Origin of the sequence: Bosea sp. 124 (assembly GCF_003046175.1) — a bacterium.
GTDB lineage: Bacteria > Pseudomonadota > Alphaproteobacteria > Rhizobiales > Beijerinckiaceae > Allobosea.
In genome coordinates this window covers 2,541,576-2,558,071 of the sequence record NZ_PZZM01000001.1, presented here as the reverse complement: position 1 = coordinate 2,558,071, position 16,496 = coordinate 2,541,576, and the positions used below count along the sequence as shown (strand labels likewise).

Sequence of the window (16,496 nt, the reverse complement as noted above, 5' to 3'; positions counted from 1 at the left end):
GATCCGCCGTCAGCACCAAAGGCCGAGGACCCGGCGAAGCCCGGTGTGGCTTTGCTCCCCTATTTGCGTCAGGCCGTCAAACCAACGCTCCAGACGCAGCGGACATCGGACAAGGCGCACGAGACCGCGTCGCGGTTCACCCCGCCGTCCTATGCAGGCCTGCGCTCCGCTCCGTGGCCGGGCGATCTGAAGCAAGAGTTTGCGGTCGAAAGTACGGAAGCCTTCGTGGCGTTCGTGAATGATCTGCGGCGCGCTGAAAATCGGCTGCCGGTCCCGCAGGGCAGCTTCCCGGCAAAGGCGAGCGACTTAAACAAGCTGGTCAAAGAGGCGCGGCTGACTAGGGCTCGCCAGCAGAAGCGGCCACCCGATACAGAAGGTCCAATGTGATCGAATGCGAGCGAGTGCATTGCCGGCCGGTGGGGCAAATAGTGGGGTAAACCCACGAAATCTCGGCTAATCCCGTTTAATCCCAAATACTTGCGGGAAGGAAGTGGCGGACAGGGAGGGATTTGAACCCCCGATACCCTTGCGGGTATGCCGCATTTCGAGTGCGGTGCATTCAACCACTCTGCCACCTGTCCGCGGTCGCCTTCGGTCGAAGCGGGCTGGTTACTACACGCGGCGCCCGGCCAAAACAAGCCTCCGGTCGAAACAAGTCCTGGCGCCATCATATTTCCCGGCGCCGTCATATTTCGGGCAGGGCGCGCACGCTTTTCCTTGACCTGCGGGGGTCATGCGACTATCGAGCCTCATCCGGCGTGGGGAAACCCGCGCCTGATCTCTTTTGGCCGCATGGTTTCGCGAGTTCGCGCGCCTGGGCCGGCAAGAGCGAACCCCACCCGTAACGACTGCCAAAAAGCTGTCCCGCATATGCCTCCCCGGAGGCGATGACAGGGCAGGGCCGAACATGGAGGATAAAATGTTCGCAGTCATCAAGACCGGCGGAAAGCAGTTCCGCGTCGCCGCCAACGACCGCATTACGGTTGCCAAGATCGAAGGCAATCCGGGCGACACCATCGCTTTCGATAATGTGCTGCTCCTGACCGAGGGCGAGAAGACCACGCTCGCCGCCAAGGACCTCGCCGCCATCACGGTTGCCGCCGAGATCGTCGAGCAGGCTCGTGGCGAGAAGGTCATCGCCTTCAAGAAGCGTCGCCGCCAGAATTCGAAGCGCAAGCGTGGCTTCCGCGCCGAGCTGACCGTCATTCGCATCACCGACATCCTCACCGGCGGCAAGAAGCCGGAGATGAAGAAGGGTGAAGCCTCTGCCGTCGCGCTGAAGGCCGGCTCGTCCGAGACCAAGGGCAAGGCCGCTCCGAAGGCCACCAAGGCCGCTGCGACCTCCGAGGCGCTCGACGCGTCGAACCTCTCGCTGATCTCGGGCGTCGGCCCGACCATCGAGAAGAAGCTGCGCGCCGCCGGCATCACCTCCTGGAACGACATCGCGTCCTGGAGCGAGGCCGATGTCGCCAAGTGGGACGAGGAGCTCAAGCTCCGCGGCCGCGCCACCCGCGAGGAATGGGTCGAGCAGGCCAAGGAATTGCTGGCCGGCAAGCCCCCGCGGGCCAAGGCCGATCAGGCCGAGCTGGCTTCCGGCGAGGACTACTGACGCACCCCGTCAGTCCGACTTCGTCTTTCACGCCCGGACCGGCTGGCTTTCGCCGCCGATTCGGGTTAGAGAACACACATCAGTTTTGAGGTAGGGCGTTATGGCTCATAAAAAGGCAGGCGGTTCATCCCGCAACGGTCGTGACTCCGCGGGCAGGCGCCTCGGCGTCAAGAAGTTCGGCGACCAGGCCGTGATTCCGGGCAACATCATCATTCGGCAGCGTGGCACCACGTGGCATCCGGGCGCCAATGTCGGCATGGGCAAAGACCATACCCTCTTTGCGACGACGGCCGGCCGCGTCCGATTCACGACGAAACTCGGCCGAGCTTTCGTGAACGTATTCCCGGCCCAACAGGCCGCAGAGTAAACGGCGGACAGGGAATTTCCTCGATCCGCCGGTTCCATCGAACCGGAACGGATCAGGGGTCCAGCCCTCCACAGGGTCACCCAAGGTCAGCGAAAGGGAGATGGGACAAAATCCCAGCTCCCTTTTTTCGTTTGCGCCGACGGAGAGACTCAGATGTTCCCCGAACTGACCCGCGACGATGTCTTCCGGCTCGAGACCCGCCGTCTCTGGCTGCGCTGGCCCCGCATGGCGGATGCGTCCGCCATCCTGCGTCAGGCCGGGGAGAAAGCCGTGGCCGAGATGACGGCCTCGATTCCGCATCCCTATCCGGTCGATGCGGTCGAGCCCTTCATTTTCGCCATGCGCAAGGGCAATGCGCTGGGCGACCATCTCGTGCTGGCGGTCACGCCGCGTTCGAAGCCGAACGAGCTGATCGGCATGATCGGCGCGCACAGGCAGGCGACCGGCGTGCCCTTCATCGGCTACTGGCTCGGCACCCAGCACTGGAACAAGGGCTACGCGACGGAAGCCGTGCAGGCGCTGATCGACACGCTGTTCTCGCTGGTCGAGATGCCGGCGATTGAGGCCGATACGCGGGTCATCAATCCGGCTTCGCGGCGGGTGCTGGAGAAGTCCGGCTTCCGCCAGGAGGGCTCGTTCCTCAAGTCGCTCCCGGCACGCGGGGGGCTTTTCCCTTGCGAGCAGTTCAGGCTCGACCGCTCGACCTGGGCGGCCCTGAAGAGCTGGGGCGCCAGCGGCTGGACCCATGCCCCGGAGATCGATGCCGTCGATCTCGTCGATACGCCGGGCGAGCCCTGCCCGGCGTGAGATCTTTGGCATGAAGCGCAAGCCGTCATGGTCGGGGCAAGCCCGACCATGACGGCTTGGCAGTAAGCGAAAGCCGTTACTTCACGAAATTGCCGCCGAGTTCATCCTCGATATGGACACGGATGATCTCCTCGAAGCTCGCTTCCGACTTGAACCCGAGCGAGAGCGCACGCTGCGGATTGAAATCGCGCGGCCAGCCGGCGACAATGCCGTCGATCACCGGATCGGGCACGCGCTTGATCCGGGCGACAACGCCCTCGCCCGCAACCTTGCGCAGCGCCTCGATCTGCTCGGCGACGGTGCAGGAATAGCCCGGCATCGTCAGCGCCCGGCGCACGCCGATCGCGCCCGTATCCATCGTCGCAGCATGGATCAGGAAATTCACCGCCGAGCGCGGCGAGGCATGCCAGTGGCGCACCTGGTCGGACACCGGCAACACCGCCTCGATCCCGTTCAGCGGTTCGCGGATGATGTTGGAGAAGAAGCCCGACGCCGCCTTGTTCGGCGCGCCCGGCCGCACGCAGATCGTCGGGAAGCGGATGCTGATGCCGTCGAAGAAGCCGCGGCGCGTATAATCGGAGAGCAGCAATTCGCTGATCGCCTTCTGCGTGCCGTAGCTGGTCAGCGGCGTCGTGAAGAACTCGTCCTCGATCTTGTCGTGGAACGGCGCACCGAAGACCGCGATCGAGGAGGTGAAGACGAGGCGCGGCTTGTAGCCGTCGCCGGCCTTGCGGATCGCCTCGAACAGGTAGCGCGTGCCATCGAGATTGATCCGGTAGCCCTTCTCGAAATCGGCCTCGGCCTCGCCGGAGACGATCGCTGCGAGATGGACGATCAGCTCCGGACGCGAGGCGATCAGCGCCTCGGCCTGGCCTTCGACCGAGAGATCGGAGACCACCGCCTCGAAAGCGAAGGGCACACCGGCCGGCGCCTGGGCGGCGACCACGTCCTGCGCCGTGATCTTGGCGATGGTCTTGTTGCCGAGACGGCCATCGTGGGCCAGCCGCTCGATGAATTTGCGGCCGGCCATGCCGGCGCCGCCGAGAACGAGAATATGCATTGGGCTTCCTCCCTGCTTTTTTGTGCGCTCAGAGAGCGAAGCCGCCATCGGCGAGATGGATCTGGCCGGTGGTGTAGCTCGCCTCGTCGGACCCGAGATAGACAGCAAGCCAGGCGATCTCCTCGGCCGTACCGAGCCGGCCCATCGGCTGGCGGTCGATGAAGGCCTGCCGCGCGGCCGCTTCGGTCGTGTTGGTCGCCGCGGCCAGATCCTTGATGCGCTGGTCGAGCGAGGGCGACTGGATCGTGCCCGGGCAGATCGCGTTGGCGCGGATGCCCTTCTTGATGAAGTCGGCGGCGACCGCCTTGGTCAGGCCGATGACGGCAGCCTTGGTGGTGCCATAGGCATAGCGGTTCGGGATGCCGCGCACAGAGCCGGCGCCCGAGGCGATATTGACGATCGAGCCCGCGCCCTTCGCCAGCATGCCGGGCAGGAACGCCTTGATCGTGCGATGCATCGACGTGACGTTGAGGTCGAAGGAGAAGTCCCAGGCCCTGTCGTCGGTGTCGAGCGCGGTGCCGTGATGCACATATCCGGCGGCGTTGACGAGAATGTCGATCGTCCCGACCTTCGCCGCGAAGGCGTCGACCGCCTTGCTCGACAAAACGTCGAGCTTGCGCTTCTTCGCCTTCGGAATGCCCTCCAGCAGGGCGACATCCTTGTCGGTCGCCCAGACCGTCGCGCCCTCCGCGACGAAGGCTTCCGCGATCGCGCGCCCGATGCCCTGCCCGGCGGCGGTGACGACCGCGACCTTGCCCTTCAAACGTCCTGCCATGCCGTGCCCTCGCTCTGCGTTTCTGAATTCGGTATCAGGCCGCTTTGACCCTGAAGCTTTCGAGGCGCGCCCTTTGATGCCCCTCGGAATCGAAATTGGCCGGATCGAGCCAGGCTTCGAAGGCTGCGTTCACGGCCGGCCATTCGCTGTCGAGGATCGAGAACCACGCCGTGTCGCGGTTGCGGCCCTTGACCACCATGTGCTGGCGAAACAGCCCCTCGTACTGGAAGCCGAAGCGCAGCGCCGCGCGCTTGGACGGCTCGTTGAGATTGTTGCACTTCCACTCGAAGCGGCGATAGCCGAGCGAGAAGCCATAGGCGCCGCAGAGATGAATCGCCTCGGTGGCGACGCGCGTCCGCTGCAGCTCCGGCGAATAGGTAATGTAGCCGACCTCGAAGACGCCCTGCTCGGGCCTTATCTCCATCAGCCAGAGATGGCCCTTGGGCCTGCCGTCGGCCTTGTCGATGATCGCGAAAGGCACGATGCCGGACTTGGCCACCATCATCGCCAGCAATTCGCGATAGGCTTCGCGCGTCTGCGGCGGGTCGGCCGGCATCCATTGCCAGATATGGTCGTTGCCGGCGTTGACCGCCCAAATGCCGTCGAGATGCCGCGCAGGGTCGATCGGCTCGAGCCGGCAATAGCGCCCTTCCAGCACCTTGGCGGGCGGAAAGGGCGGCGCGGTCCAGCCTGCGAGCAGGGGATTGGCGGCCGTGGCCGTCCGGATCGTCATGGCTTGGTCATCTCCTGCCAGCCCGCCAGATCGGTCGATACCGTCCAGTCCGGGCCGAGTTCTGCCGCGACCGCCCGGGCGATCGACGTTCCTTCAGCCTCCCAGGCGCGCTGTTCCGCCTCGCTGGGAAAGCGCGAGCGCGCCTCGCTGTCCTCTTCATAGATCGCGTCGAACACGTCCATCCAGGCTTCGAGCCGGTCGGCCAGATCCTCGGACAGGCCGAGATCCTCGGCATCGACGGTCTTCTTCCTGCCCTTGGCGTCGAGCGTCCAGAGCCCGCTCAGGCCGAGCCAGGCCGGCGCGATCAGAAGGGTCCCGCTCACGAGCGCCCCTTCAGGTCTTCAGTGAAGAACGGATTCAGCGGCGCCGAGGGGCCGTTGCCGGCAAAGCCCGCAAAGCTGCCCTTCTCGCTGATCAGCCGCGTTGCCTCGATGAAGGCGGCCCAGGCCGCCCGCGCCAGCGCCCCGCCGATCGAGATGCGGCGCACGCCGAGCGCTGCGATATCGGTGACCGTCAGGCCGAAATCGCCATAGACCAGCGCGTTGACGGGCTTGGCTCCGGCCGCTGCGACGATCCTCGCGATCTGCTCCGGCGTCTTCGGACCGGGAGCGTAGAGCACGTCGGCGCCGGCCTCGGCATAGGCTTCGATGCGCCGTGCCGACTCGTTCAGCGCATCGGGATGGTTGGTGAGGAAGCACTCGGCGCGGGCAGTCAGAACGACGCCAGAGCCGGTTTCGTCGATCGCCTTGCGTGCGGCCCGCACCCGCGCCACCGCGAGGTCGAACGGATAGAGCGGCTCGTCGGCACGACCCGTCGCATCCTCGATCGAGAGGCCGGCGACGCCCGTTGCGATGCAGAGCTTCACATTGGCGGCGACGCCGTCGGACGTATCGGCATAGCCGTTCTCGAAATCGGCGTTGATCGGCAGATCGGGCACCGCCTCCACCAGTTCGGCAAGGTGCGCCAGCATCATGTCGCGCGGCACGTCCTGATCGGCACGGCCTTGCGTGAAGGCAAAGCCCGCACTGGTCGAGGCCAGCGCCTTGAAGCCCTGCCCGCGCAACCAGCGGGCCGAGCCGACATCCCACGGATTCGGCATCACGAAGCAGCCAGCCTCGTGCAGCGTTCGGAAGGCTTCGACCTGAGGGGAATAGGCCATTGTAAATCGTTTCGGATGAGCCGGTTTCGGCGGGGCGCCATAGTGTCCGCCCCGCTCCGATTTGTCAGCCCCGGAGAGGCGCGCGGCAGGATCGGCTCCGATGCACGGATGGAAAGGCAAAGCCTGCAACCCGTCATGCTCGCCACAACGGCGAGCATGACGGAAAGGGCGATGGAAGCCCTCAGTGGTTGTCGCGCGGGATGCCGAACTTCTTGTGGATTTTCTGATACTTGACCGCCGGCTTCAGCACCATGCCCTCGGAGAGTTCGCCGACGATCTTGCGCTGGATCTCCTGCCACGGCGTCTGGCTCTTCGGGTATTTGTAGCCGCCCGCCGCCTTCAGCGCGGCACGCCGCTCCTCCAGCTCCGTCTCGGAGATCAGAATGTCGGCCGAGCGCTTGTTCAGGTCGATGCGAACCCTGTCGCCGGTCTTGAGCAGCGCGAGGCCACCGCCAGTCGCCGCTTCCGGCGAGGCGTTCAGGATCGAGGGCGAGCCCGAGGTGCCCGATTGCCGACCGTCGCCGATGCAGGCGAGCGCGGTGACGCCCTTCTTGATCAGGTAATCCGGCGGCCGCATGTTCACGACTTCGGCTGCGCCGGGATACCCGACCGGGCCGACGCCGCGGATGAACAGGACCGAGTGCTCGTCGATCTTCAGCGAAGGATCGTCGATCCGGTGGTGATAATCCTCCGGGCCGTCGAAGACGATCGCCTTGCCCTCGAAGGCGTTCGGGTCCTTCGGGTTTTCGAGATAGCGCTTGCGGAATTCCGGCGTGATCACGCTGGTCTTCATGATCGCGGAATCGAACAGGTTGCCGCGCAGGTTGAGGAAGCCCGATTGCGCCTTCATCGGCTCGTCATAGGCCTTGATGACCTTGCGGTCCTCCGCGAAGAAGCCCTCGCAGTTCTCGGCCAGCGTCCTGCCATTGGCGGTGATCGCGGGCTTGATCTTGCCCTTGGCGACGAGTTCCGCGACCACCGCAGGGACGCCGCCGGCGCGATAATAGTCCTCGCCGAGATATTCACCCGCCGGCTGCAGGTTGACCAGCAGCGGGATGTCGTAGCCGACCGCCGTCCAGTCCTCGTTGTCGAGGGGAACGCCGATATGCTTGGCGATGGCGTTGACAGAGATCGGGGCGTTGGTCGAGCCGCCGATGGCGGAATTCACCACGATCGCGTTCTCGAAGGCTTCGCGCGTCATGATCTTGGACGGGATCAGGTTCTCCCAGACCATGTCGACGATGCGCAGGCCGGTGAGATAAGCCATCTCGTAGCGGTCGCGATAGGGCGCCGGAATCGCGGCCGCGCCCGGCAGCGTCATGCCCAGCGCCTCGGCGATCGAGTTCATCGTCGTCGCCGTGCCCATGGTGTTGCAGTGCCCCGCCGAAGGCGCCGACGAAGCGACCAGATCGACGAAGCCCTTATAGTCGATCTCGCCGGCCGCCATCATCTGGCGCGCCTTCCAGACGATCGTGCCCGAGCCGGTGCGCTCGCCGCGGAAATTGCCGTTCAGCATCGGGCCGCCCGGCAACGCAATCGCCGGGATGTCGACGGTCGCCGCCGCCATCAACTGCGCCGGCGTGGTCTTGTCGCAGCCCGTGGTCAGCACCACGCCGTCGAGCGGATAGCCGTAGAGGATCTCGACGAGCGAGAGATATTGCAGGTTGCGGTCGAGGCTTGCGGTCGGCCGCTTGCAGGTTTCCTGGATCGGATGGATCGGAAACTCGAAGGGCACGCCGCCGCGCTCGCGAATGCCGTCGCGGACGCGATGGGCAAGCTCGATATGGTGGCGGTTGCAGGGCGCGATGTCGGAGCCGGTCTGGGCGATGCCGATGATCGGGCGGCCGGACTGCAACTCGTCTCGCGACAGGCCGAAATTCATCGTGCGCTCGATATAGAGCGCCGTCATGTCGGCATTGGCCGGATTGTCGAACCAGGCCTTCGAGCGCAACTGCTCGGGCTTGATCCTGCGAACGGCTTTCTTGCCTGACGCTGACGTGCTGGTGGAGGTCTTGTTGGCAGGGGTCTTGCCGGTGGGGGCCTTGGCCATCCTCGTTCTTCCTCTCGCGCGGACGCGGCGCTGACGGCCGCTTGCCGGATCTCTCTTCAAACGCGGTCTATCTTCAAACGATTGTAATCACGCCATCATGCCGATCGGTCTTGCCGGGGCAAGCCTGCAAACGCGAGATAGTCATACTATTTACCCAAGCCGCCCCTTACGTGCCGCATCGACGGCTGCGTCAGGCGGGCTTGCGTGGTGGCGCATTTTGGAGCCAAGACAGGGCAAGAGCCCGACAGAAGCGGGCCTCGCCCGAAACGACCACGCCCAAGGAAACGCCGCCATGACGCTCCATGTCGTCCCGTCTTTCGCCCGCATCGGCGAGGAAAACGCCTTCGCCGTGCTGGCGCGCGCCACCGAACTGCAGCGCCAGGGCAAGGACATCATCAATCTCGGCATCGGCCAGCCGGATTTCCCGACGCCCGACCACATCGTCGAGGCGGCGGTGAAGGCGCTGCGCGACGGCCACCATGGCTATACCCCGGCGAACGGCATCCTCCCCTTGCGCGAGGCGGTCTCGGCCGATCTGCACAAGCGCTTCAACGTCGAGGTCTCGCCCGAAAGCGTGATGATCGTGCCGGGCGGCAAGGTCACCATGTTCATGGCGATCCTGATGTTCGGCGAGCCCGGTGCCGAGATCCTCTATCCCGATCCCGGCTTCCCGATCTATCGCTCGATGATCGAATACACCGGCGCGACGCCGATTCCGGTGCCGATCCGCGAGGAGAACGGCTTCGCCTTCTCGGCCGAGGAGACGCTCGCCCTGATCACGCCGAAGACGCGGCTGCTGATCATCAATTCCCCTGCTAACCCGACCGGCGGCGTCACCCCCAAGGCTGAGGTCGACAAACTCGTCGCCGGCCTCGCCCGCTTCCCCGACGTCGCGATCATGTCCGACGAGATCTACGACCAGATGCTCTACGACGGCGAGCAGCATGTCTGCCTGCTGTCCTATCCGGAGATTCGCGACCGGCTGATCCTGCTCAACGGCTGGTCGAAGACCTATGCCATGACCGGCTGGCGCATGGGTTATTCGGTCTGGCCGAAGCCGCTCTACGACAATGCCCGCAAGCTCGCGGTCAATTCGCATTCCTGCGTCAACGCCCCGGCGCAATGGGCGGGGCTCGCCGCACTGACCGGCCCGCAGGATGCCGTCGGGACAATGCTGGCCGAGTTCGACCGGCGCCGGAAGGCCGTGGTCAAGGGGCTGAACGCCCTGCCCGGCATCTCCTGCATCGTACCGAAGGGTGCGTTCTACGCCTTCCCGAACGTCTCGCAGACGGGCTGGAAGGCCAAGAAGCTGGCTTCGGCCCTGCTGGAGGATGCCGGCGTCGCCACCATCGGCGGGCCGGATTTCGGCGTCCATGGCGAGGGCTATATCCGCCTGTCCTATGCCAATTCGCTGCCGAACATCGAGCGCGCGCTGGAACGCATGGGCACGTTTCTGGCGAGTGCGAAAGCGGCATGAATTCCGGCGGCGCGAGCTATCTCTATCTGGCGGCGGCGATCGTCAGCGAGGTCATCGGCACGTCGGCGCTGAAGGCCTCGAACGAGTTCACGCGGCTCGTGCCGACGCTGATCATGCTGACGGCCTTTCTCAGCGCCTTCTACTTCCTGACGCTGACATTGCGGACAATCCCCGTCGGCATCGCCTATGCGATCTGGTCAGGCGTCGGCATCGTCATGATCAGCGTGATCGCCCGGGTGATGTTCGGGCAGAAGCTCGATGCGCCGGCCCTGGCCGGCATCGGGCTGATCGTGGCCGGCGTGCTCGTGATCAACCTGTTCTCGCGTTCGAGCGCGCACTGAGGCGCCCGTTACGCCAGATCAGTCCCGCCGGGCGGTGCTCGCGGTCACGCCAGGATCGACCTTGAAGCTCGACGCTTCGAGCACGGCCGTTCCGATCATCGTCTTCACCGAGACGCGCACGGGGACCATCAGATTGGTGCCCGCCACCGGCGCGAGCCAGGTGCTGATGTCCTTGTTCTCGACCATGAACTTGGTGCTCGGCCGCAGCGCGCGGTGGCCCGCGATCGGCACATAGCGCACCTGGCAGACCGCGACCGGCCCGCTATAGCCGTCGAGTTTCACCTCGCGCGTGCCGGCATGGCTGAGCTTGATGTCGTAGCGCGCCGCGCCGTCGAAGATCTGAAGCGTGCGGTTGCAGGCGCTCGTCAGTCCCTTGCCGTTGACGGGCATCAGGAAGGCGCTGAGCGGGTCGACGATGTTGCGCCGGTGGCCGTCCGTCAGCGGCACGCGGTCGGGCTTGGCCTCGATCGGCGGCTCGATCTCGACCGCCGCCACGCTGTTGCTGTCGAGCGCCATGCGCACCGTGCGGCTCTCGCTGGAGCTGGCGGAGCTGACGGCGAAACTCGTCGGCGACAGCTTGGCGCCGTTGACGCTCCCGCTCGCGGCACCCGAACCGCGCCCGCCGGTGAAGCCGCCGATCAGCCCGGTCAGCTTCGCGGCGATGTCGAGCTTGTAGCTCGATCCGTCGATTCCGCCGCTGAGGCTGGCGGTCCCGAGCGTCAGACCGAGCAGGGAAACCTCGTAGCGCGCATCAAGCGATGCGGCAGCGGCCGGCAGACTCGCGCAGCACGCGACGATGGCGAGAACACACCCGGCCAGGGACGATGCGATGGCGGGCTTCATCCACTTCCTCCAAAGTCGGGCGATCATCGAGACATGCACTGCGAATCGGTCCGAATCGTGACCTCTTTCGCCCGGTTTGGCGAGCGGCAAAGCAAGCGCCCTTGCCCGTCCGGCATCACGGGAGCGATACTGGCGGCGTCCGGATGAGTTTTCCTTGACGCGCCTGCCGGGCTTGGCTATGCAACCGCGACTTCAATTTGACTTCCGGTGCTCATGTCCGGCACGTCGCGTGTCGGCATTTTTGTTTGAGCCAGCCGGTTGGATTTAGGGAACGACACCATGGCGCGCCGTTGCGAACTGACCGGGAAAGCCACGCTGACCGGCCACCTCGTCAGCCACTCGAACCGCAAGACGAAGACCGTCTTCCGGCCCAACCTCGTGAACGTCACGCTGCAGTCGGATGCACTCGGTCGCTCCGTGCGCCTGCGTATCTCGGCCAACGCGCTGCGCACGGTCGATCATCGCGGCGGTCTCGACGCCTTCCTGGTCAAGGCTCCGGCCGGCGATCTCTCGACGGGCGCCCTGACGCTGAAGCGCGACATCGAGAAGAAGCTCGCCACCGCCTGAGTGGGGTTAGCGCTTCACGATTGAACGAAGCGGCCTCGCGGCCGTTTTTTTCGTTTGGGCGTTTCCAGGAGGCCTTTCCCGTCATGGTCACCCTTGTGGCAACCATCGACGTCTGCGCAGGTCGACGTTAGTGCTCAGGACGCGGGTGCTCGGGACAAGCCTGGGCATGACGTCGCAAATGACGAACGCTCACACCAATTCGAATTCCAGCAGCACCGTCCGCTGCAGGAACGAGAAATTGTCGTCCGAGATCAGGGTCAGAACCGTCCGGCCCTGCTCCAGATGGACGGCCAGCCCCTCCATGTTATCGATCTCCTGGCCGAGATCGGCCTCGATCAGATAGGGCCCGTCCAGCAAGGCGCCGGGCCTCACGCTTGCGCCCTGTACGCGGCGGATGCGCATGCCGACGCCGCGCAGCGGGCGATACCAGCGCTCCAGCAGCAGGAGGTCGCCATCGGGCAGGAAGGCGAGGTCGGTGATGTCGTAGCCGTCATGCCGCGCCACGCTGAACAAGCCGGGCTGCCGGCCGCCCAGGATGACACCCAGCGTCGGCTGATCATCCGCGCCGGAGCGTTCGGCGATCGCCACGATCGAGCCGGCCAGCGCCTGGCCATGCGGCACGACGCCGATCGCCTCCAGCCCGCGATTATCCGGCAGTCGCTTGATCTCGCGCGGCACCGGCACGATCCGCGCCCGCGCCATGACGCCTTCCCCGGCCCAGTCGAAGCGCAGCACGTCATGCGTTCGCTCGACGCCGAGATAGGCGACGCCGTCGGCGATGCAGAGGCTCTCGGTATCGTAATAGCGCGAGCGGTGCAGCGGCTTGCCGGACGCGCCGAGGATCGGCGAAAGCTCCGCGTGGTCGAGGCCAGCCAGTCGCCCGGCGCGGGACACGACCTTCGCCGTCAGCCAGAAACCGTTATCGGTGACCGCGACCAGATCGTCGCCATTCGCACCGCGCCAGAGGCCGGAAAAGCCGCCGAATCGCGAATGGCTGCCGCTGAGCACGAGCCCGCCCCGGAAAGTGAGCTTGCCGAAGCGCGTCTTGTCAGGGCTGCGCGGTTCGAAGGCGGCGACCGGCCGGGTCGATACGGCAACGGGCATCCGGGCCGGCTGAGGGGCCTGAGCTAGGACGGGGCCGGCAGCGACAACGCCCAGCCCGCCAAGCGCGGCACGGCGGGTCAGGCGCATGAATTGGTGCCTTCACATCCATGAAAAATGCGGGGAACCCCTTTCCTGCACAGGGAAGGGCAGCGATGGCGCGCGCGCCCCTCGGCGAGCGCAGGCCTCACTGCAGACGCCGCGATCCGTTCGGCGACCTGGCGTTCAGACCCGCATCGTCCTCGAACAGCTCGGCGAGCTTTTCGGTCATCACGCCACCGAGTTCCTCGGCATCGACGATGGTGACGGCACGGCGATAATAACGGGTGACGTCATGGCCGATGCCGATCGCGATCAGCTCGACCGGCGAGCGCGTCTCGATCTCGGCGATGATGTGGCGCAGATGCCGTTCGAGATAGTTGCCGGCATTGACCGACAGCGTCGAATCATCGACCGGCGCGCCGTCCGAGATCACCATCAGGATCTTGCGCTGCTCGGGCCGCGCCAGGATGCGCTTGTGGGCCCAGTCCAGCGCCTCGCCGTCGATGTTCTCCTTGAGCAGCCCCTCGCGCATCATCAGCCCGAGATTCTTGCGGGCCCGCCGCCAGGGTGCGTCCGCCGCCTTGTAGATGATATGGCGCAGGTCGTTGAGGCGGCCGGGATTGGCAGGCTTGCCCGATTGCAGCCAGGCCTCGCGCGACAGCCCGCCCTTCCAGGCCCGCGTGGTGAAGCCGAGAAGCTCGACCTTGACGCCGCAGCGCTCGAGCGTCCGCGCCAGGATGTCGGCGCAGGTGGCGGCGACCGTGATCGGCCGCCCGCGCATCGAGCCGGAATTGTCGATCAACAACGTCACCACCGTATCGCGGAAATTGACGTCCGATTCCTGCCGGAAGGAAAGCGGCTGGTAGGGGTCGATGATGATGCGCGGCAGGCGGGCCGGGTCGAGCGCGCCCTCCTCCAGGTCGAACTGCCAGGAGCGGTTCTGCTGCGCCATCAGGCGCCGCTGCAAGCGGTTCGCCAACCGCGCCACGACACCCTGGAGATGCGCGAGCTGCTTGTCGAGATAGGCGCGAAGCCGTGTCAGCTCCTCGGCGTCGCACAATTCCTCGGCCGTGATCGTCTCGTCGAACTTGACCGTATAGGGCTTGTAGTCCGTCTGCGGCCGGTCGTTCGCCTTGCCCTCGCGCGGACGCGGGGCCTCGCCGGCTTCCTCGGCCTCTGAGTTCTCGTCCTCGTCGTCCCAATCGCCCGAGGGCGCGTCGGAGGCTTCGCTCGCCCCCTCCTGCAATTCCTCGGTGGCATCGTCGGAGACTTCGACCTCGGAGCGCTCGCCGGCGCTTTCCTGTTCGGCCTCGCCGTCCTGTTGCTGCTGTTCGTCGGAGGACTGGTCCTGATTGTCCTCGTCCTCATCCGATTCGTCGCCCTGCGAGGTCTGCTCGGCCATGTCGAGCGAGGCCAGCATGTCGCGCACCGTGCGGGCGAAGGCGCGCTGGTCCTCGACCGCCTTCGCCAGCCGGTCGAGATCCGCGCCGGCCTTGGCCTCGATCTGCTCGCGCCAGAGATCGACCAGCTTTTCCGCTGCCTTGGGTGGCTTCAGCCCGGTCAGCCGCTCGCGCACCATCAGCGCCAGCGCATCCTCCAGCGGAGCATCGGCGCGGTCGGTGATCTCCTCGTAGCGCCCGCCGCGATGATAGCGGTCCTCCAGCATCGCCGTGATGTTGCCGGCCATGCCGGTCATCCGCCGCGCCCCGACGCTTTCGACGCGGGCCTGCTCGACGGCGTCGAACACCGCGCGCGCCGCATCGCCCTCCGGCGCGGCGCGGCGATGCACGCTCGCATCATGGCAGGCGAGCCTGAGCGCCATCGAATCGGCGTGGCCGCGCAGCACCGCGACATCTTCCAGCGTCAGCTTGCGCGGCGGCTCCGGCAGCCGGGCCCGCTCGCCGACCAGCGAGGGCTTATCGGCCGCGAAGACGATCTCCATCTCGGGCTTGCGCGCGATCGCCTTCATCGCCGAGGAGATGGCGCGCTTCAGCGGCTCCGCCGGCGCTTCCTTGGTCGTCCCGGGCTTGCGGTTTGAAAGAGTCATAGCGCCTTCGCGAAATGGTGGATCCGATGGCCGGCCACGGGATAGCCCTCCATCACGCCGTACTGGCGATAACCCCGCTTCGGATAGAATCCGGGCGCCTGAAGGCTCATCGTACTCAGATAGACGCCGCGCGCACCATGGTCCCGCGCCGCGCTCTCAGCCAGCGCGACCAGGGCCTCGCCATGGCCCTCGCCGCGATGGGCCTCGTCGATCCAGAGCAGATCGATGTGGAGCCATTCCCATTTCAGCTCCCCTATCAGCCCGCCGACAATCGTGCCGGCCTCATCGCGCAGGCTGAGCGCGAGCGGCACGCTGTTGCGTGCTCCGGCCACCGCCGCATTGTGGGCGCTGAGGCCGCTCAGCACGGCCTCCCGTGTCGCGGCGACGTCGGTCTCGCGCTGGAGGGTGGCCATGGCAGGGATGCCCGTTAGCTCAGCACCACGTTCGCTGCGCTCTCCGGCAGTTCCTTGCCGAAGGAACGCTGGAAGAACTCGGCCACCAGCGTGCGCTCCATCTCGTCGCACTTGTTCAGGAACGTCACTCGGAAGGAGAAGCCGATATCGCCGAAGATCGCGGCATTCTCGGCCCAGGTGATGACCGTGCGCGGGCTCATCACGGTGGAGAGATCGCCGTTCATGAAGGCGTTGCGGGTCAGATCGGCGACACGCACCATCTTGTCGATCACGCTGCGGCCTTCAGGCGTGCCCTGGAAGTGCTTCGACTTCGCCAGCACGATCTCGACCTCGTTGTCATGCGGCAGGTAGTTCAGCGTGGTCACGATCGACCAGCGGTCCATCTGGCCCTGATTGATCTGCTGCGTGCCGTGATAGAGGCCCGAGGTATCGCCGAGGCCGACCGTGTTGGCCGTGGCGAACAGACGGAAGGCGGGGTGCGGGCGGATGACGCGCTTCTGGTCGAGCAGCGTCAGCTTGCCGGACTGCTCGAGCACGCGCTGGATCACGAACATCACATCCGGTCGGCCGGCATCGTATTCGTCGAAGACGAGCGCGATGTTGTTCTGCAACGCCCAGGGCAGGATGCCGTCCTGGAACTCGGTGATCTGCTTGCCGTCCTTCAGCACGATCGCGTCCTTGCCGACGAGATCGAGGCGGGAGACGTGGCTGTCCAGGTTGACGCGGACGCAGGGCCAGTTGAGGCGGGCCGCGACCTGCTCGATATGGGTCGACTTGCCGGTGCCGTGATAGCCCGAGATCATGACGCGGCGGTTATGCGCGAAGCCGGCCAGGATCGCGATCGTGGTGTCGTGATCGAAGCGGTAATCCGGGTCGAGATCCGGCACATGGGCCTCGGTCGTGGAATAGGCCGGCACCTCCAGATCGGAATCGATCCCGAATGTCTGGCGCACCGACAGCTTCATGTCGGGCAGGCCGGCGGCAGTCGTCGTTGTCATCATCAAGTCTCCGGGCGTGGGACCGTGGCCGGCAAATCACCGGCTGTCCCAACGCCGACCGAGGAGGGAGGCAATACCACCCTAATTAGAGCGAAAGCCCGGCAGCG

General features: G+C 65.8%; 18 protein-coding genes and 1 tRNA gene. 7 read left to right on the top strand and 12 right to left on the bottom strand.

What is annotated here, in order from left to right; all coding sequences use genetic code 11:
* Positions 1–45: 45 nt before the first annotated feature.
* Positions 46–387 carry a hypothetical protein gene (locus C8D03_RS26115; RefSeq protein ID WP_146170154.1) on the top strand — a complete coding sequence of 114 codons (342 nt, stop codon included), beginning with the start codon at positions 46–48 and terminating at the stop codon, positions 385–387.
* A 104-nt stretch (positions 388–491) separates the two neighbouring features.
* Here C8D03_RS26115 and C8D03_RS12075 read toward each other — a convergent pair.
* Positions 492–581 (bottom strand) — tRNA-Ser (locus C8D03_RS12075).
* A gap of 338 nt (positions 582–919) precedes the next feature.
* Here C8D03_RS12075 and rplU point away from each other — a divergent pair.
* The 3 genes from rplU (at position 920) to C8D03_RS12060 (ending at position 2,783) form a co-directional block, all read left to right on the top strand.
* Positions 920–1,609, top strand: a complete 690-nt coding sequence (gene rplU, locus C8D03_RS12070) for a 50S ribosomal protein L21 (RefSeq protein ID WP_108046478.1) — start codon at positions 920–922, stop codon at positions 1,607–1,609.
* 100 nt (positions 1,610–1,709) lie between these two features.
* Complete coding sequence (gene rpmA / locus C8D03_RS12065) at positions 1,710–1,976, top strand: 50S ribosomal protein L27 (RefSeq protein ID WP_108046477.1); 267 nt, start codon at positions 1,710–1,712, stop codon at positions 1,974–1,976.
* A 153-nt stretch (positions 1,977–2,129) separates the two neighbouring features.
* Entirely contained in the window at positions 2,130–2,783 is a 654-nt protein-coding gene (locus C8D03_RS12060) for a GNAT family N-acetyltransferase (RefSeq protein ID WP_108046476.1), read from the top strand.
* A 76-nt stretch (positions 2,784–2,859) separates the two neighbouring features.
* Here the strand turns inward: C8D03_RS12060 and denD are convergent, their stop codons facing one another.
* The 6 genes from denD to C8D03_RS12030 all read right to left on the bottom strand — a co-directional run bounded on the left by denD (position 2,860) and on the right by C8D03_RS12030 (position 8,560).
* Positions 2,860–3,843, bottom strand: coding sequence for a D-erythronate dehydrogenase (denD, locus tag C8D03_RS12055; RefSeq protein WP_108046475.1), 984 nt, complete (start codon positions 3,841–3,843; stop codon positions 2,860–2,862).
* Between the two features lie 28 nt (positions 3,844–3,871).
* Entirely contained in the window at positions 3,872–4,618 is a 747-nt protein-coding gene (locus C8D03_RS12050) for an SDR family oxidoreductase (protein WP_108046474.1), read from the bottom strand.
* 34 nt (positions 4,619–4,652) lie between these two features.
* Complete coding sequence (locus C8D03_RS12045; protein WP_108046473.1) at positions 4,653–5,351, bottom strand: GNAT family N-acetyltransferase; 699 nt, start codon at positions 5,349–5,351, stop codon at positions 4,653–4,655.
* Positions 5,348–5,674: a hypothetical protein gene (locus C8D03_RS12040; protein ID WP_108046472.1), complete on the bottom strand. Its 327-nt coding sequence runs from the start codon at positions 5,672–5,674 to the stop codon at positions 5,348–5,350. Before C8D03_RS12040 ends, C8D03_RS12045 begins: the two co-directional genes overlap by 4 nt.
* Positions 5,671–6,510 carry an isocitrate lyase/PEP mutase family protein gene (locus C8D03_RS12035; protein WP_108046471.1) on the bottom strand — a complete coding sequence of 280 codons (840 nt, stop codon included), beginning with the start codon at positions 6,508–6,510 and terminating at the stop codon, positions 5,671–5,673. The genes C8D03_RS12040 and C8D03_RS12035 overlap by 4 nt, the downstream gene beginning before the upstream one ends.
* Before the next feature lie 181 nt (positions 6,511–6,691).
* Positions 6,692–8,560 (bottom strand): IlvD/Edd family dehydratase, encoded by a 1,869-nt coding sequence (locus C8D03_RS12030; protein WP_108046470.1) that lies wholly within the window; start codon positions 8,558–8,560, stop codon positions 6,692–6,694.
* 292 nt (positions 8,561–8,852) lie between these two features.
* Here C8D03_RS12030 and C8D03_RS12025 point away from each other — a divergent pair, with 292 nt between their 5' ends.
* Together C8D03_RS12025 and C8D03_RS12020 are read left to right on the top strand one after the other, a co-directional pair.
* Complete coding sequence (locus tag C8D03_RS12025) at positions 8,853–10,037, top strand: pyridoxal phosphate-dependent aminotransferase (protein WP_108046469.1); 1,185 nt, start codon at positions 8,853–8,855, stop codon at positions 10,035–10,037.
* Positions 10,034–10,378, top strand: a complete 345-nt coding sequence (locus C8D03_RS12020; RefSeq protein ID WP_108046468.1) for a DMT family transporter — start codon at positions 10,034–10,036, stop codon at positions 10,376–10,378. Before C8D03_RS12025 ends, C8D03_RS12020 begins: the two co-directional genes overlap by 4 nt.
* A gap of 18 nt (positions 10,379–10,396) precedes the next feature.
* Here the strand turns inward: C8D03_RS12020 and C8D03_RS12015 are convergent, their stop codons facing one another.
* Positions 10,397–11,221, bottom strand: coding sequence for a DUF3108 domain-containing protein (locus C8D03_RS12015; protein WP_181300915.1), 825 nt, complete (start codon positions 11,219–11,221; stop codon positions 10,397–10,399).
* A 279-nt stretch (positions 11,222–11,500) separates the two neighbouring features.
* Between C8D03_RS12015 and rpmB the strand changes: the two genes are divergently transcribed.
* Positions 11,501–11,788, top strand: coding sequence for a 50S ribosomal protein L28 (gene rpmB, locus C8D03_RS12010; protein ID WP_108046466.1), 288 nt, complete (start codon positions 11,501–11,503; stop codon positions 11,786–11,788).
* A gap of 189 nt (positions 11,789–11,977) precedes the next feature.
* Here the strand turns inward: rpmB and C8D03_RS12005 are convergent, their stop codons facing one another.
* The 4 genes from C8D03_RS12005 to cobS form a co-directional block, all read right to left on the bottom strand.
* Entirely contained in the window at positions 11,978–12,979 is a 1,002-nt protein-coding gene (locus C8D03_RS12005) for an esterase-like activity of phytase family protein (protein ID WP_108046465.1), read from the bottom strand.
* A 97-nt stretch (positions 12,980–13,076) separates the two neighbouring features.
* Positions 13,077–14,978, bottom strand: a complete 1,902-nt coding sequence (gene cobT / locus C8D03_RS12000; RefSeq protein ID WP_108046464.1) for a cobaltochelatase subunit CobT — start codon at positions 14,976–14,978, stop codon at positions 13,077–13,079.
* A complete protein-coding gene (locus tag C8D03_RS11995) occupies positions 14,975–15,391 on the bottom strand; it encodes a GNAT family N-acetyltransferase (RefSeq protein ID WP_108046463.1) in 417 nt (138 codons plus the stop codon). The genes cobT and C8D03_RS11995 overlap by 4 nt, the downstream gene beginning before the upstream one ends.
* Positions 15,392–15,405: 14 nt before the next feature.
* Complete coding sequence (gene cobS, locus C8D03_RS11990) at positions 15,406–16,392, bottom strand: cobaltochelatase subunit CobS (RefSeq protein WP_108046462.1); 987 nt, start codon at positions 16,390–16,392, stop codon at positions 15,406–15,408.
* Positions 16,393–16,496: the final 104 nt, after the last annotated feature.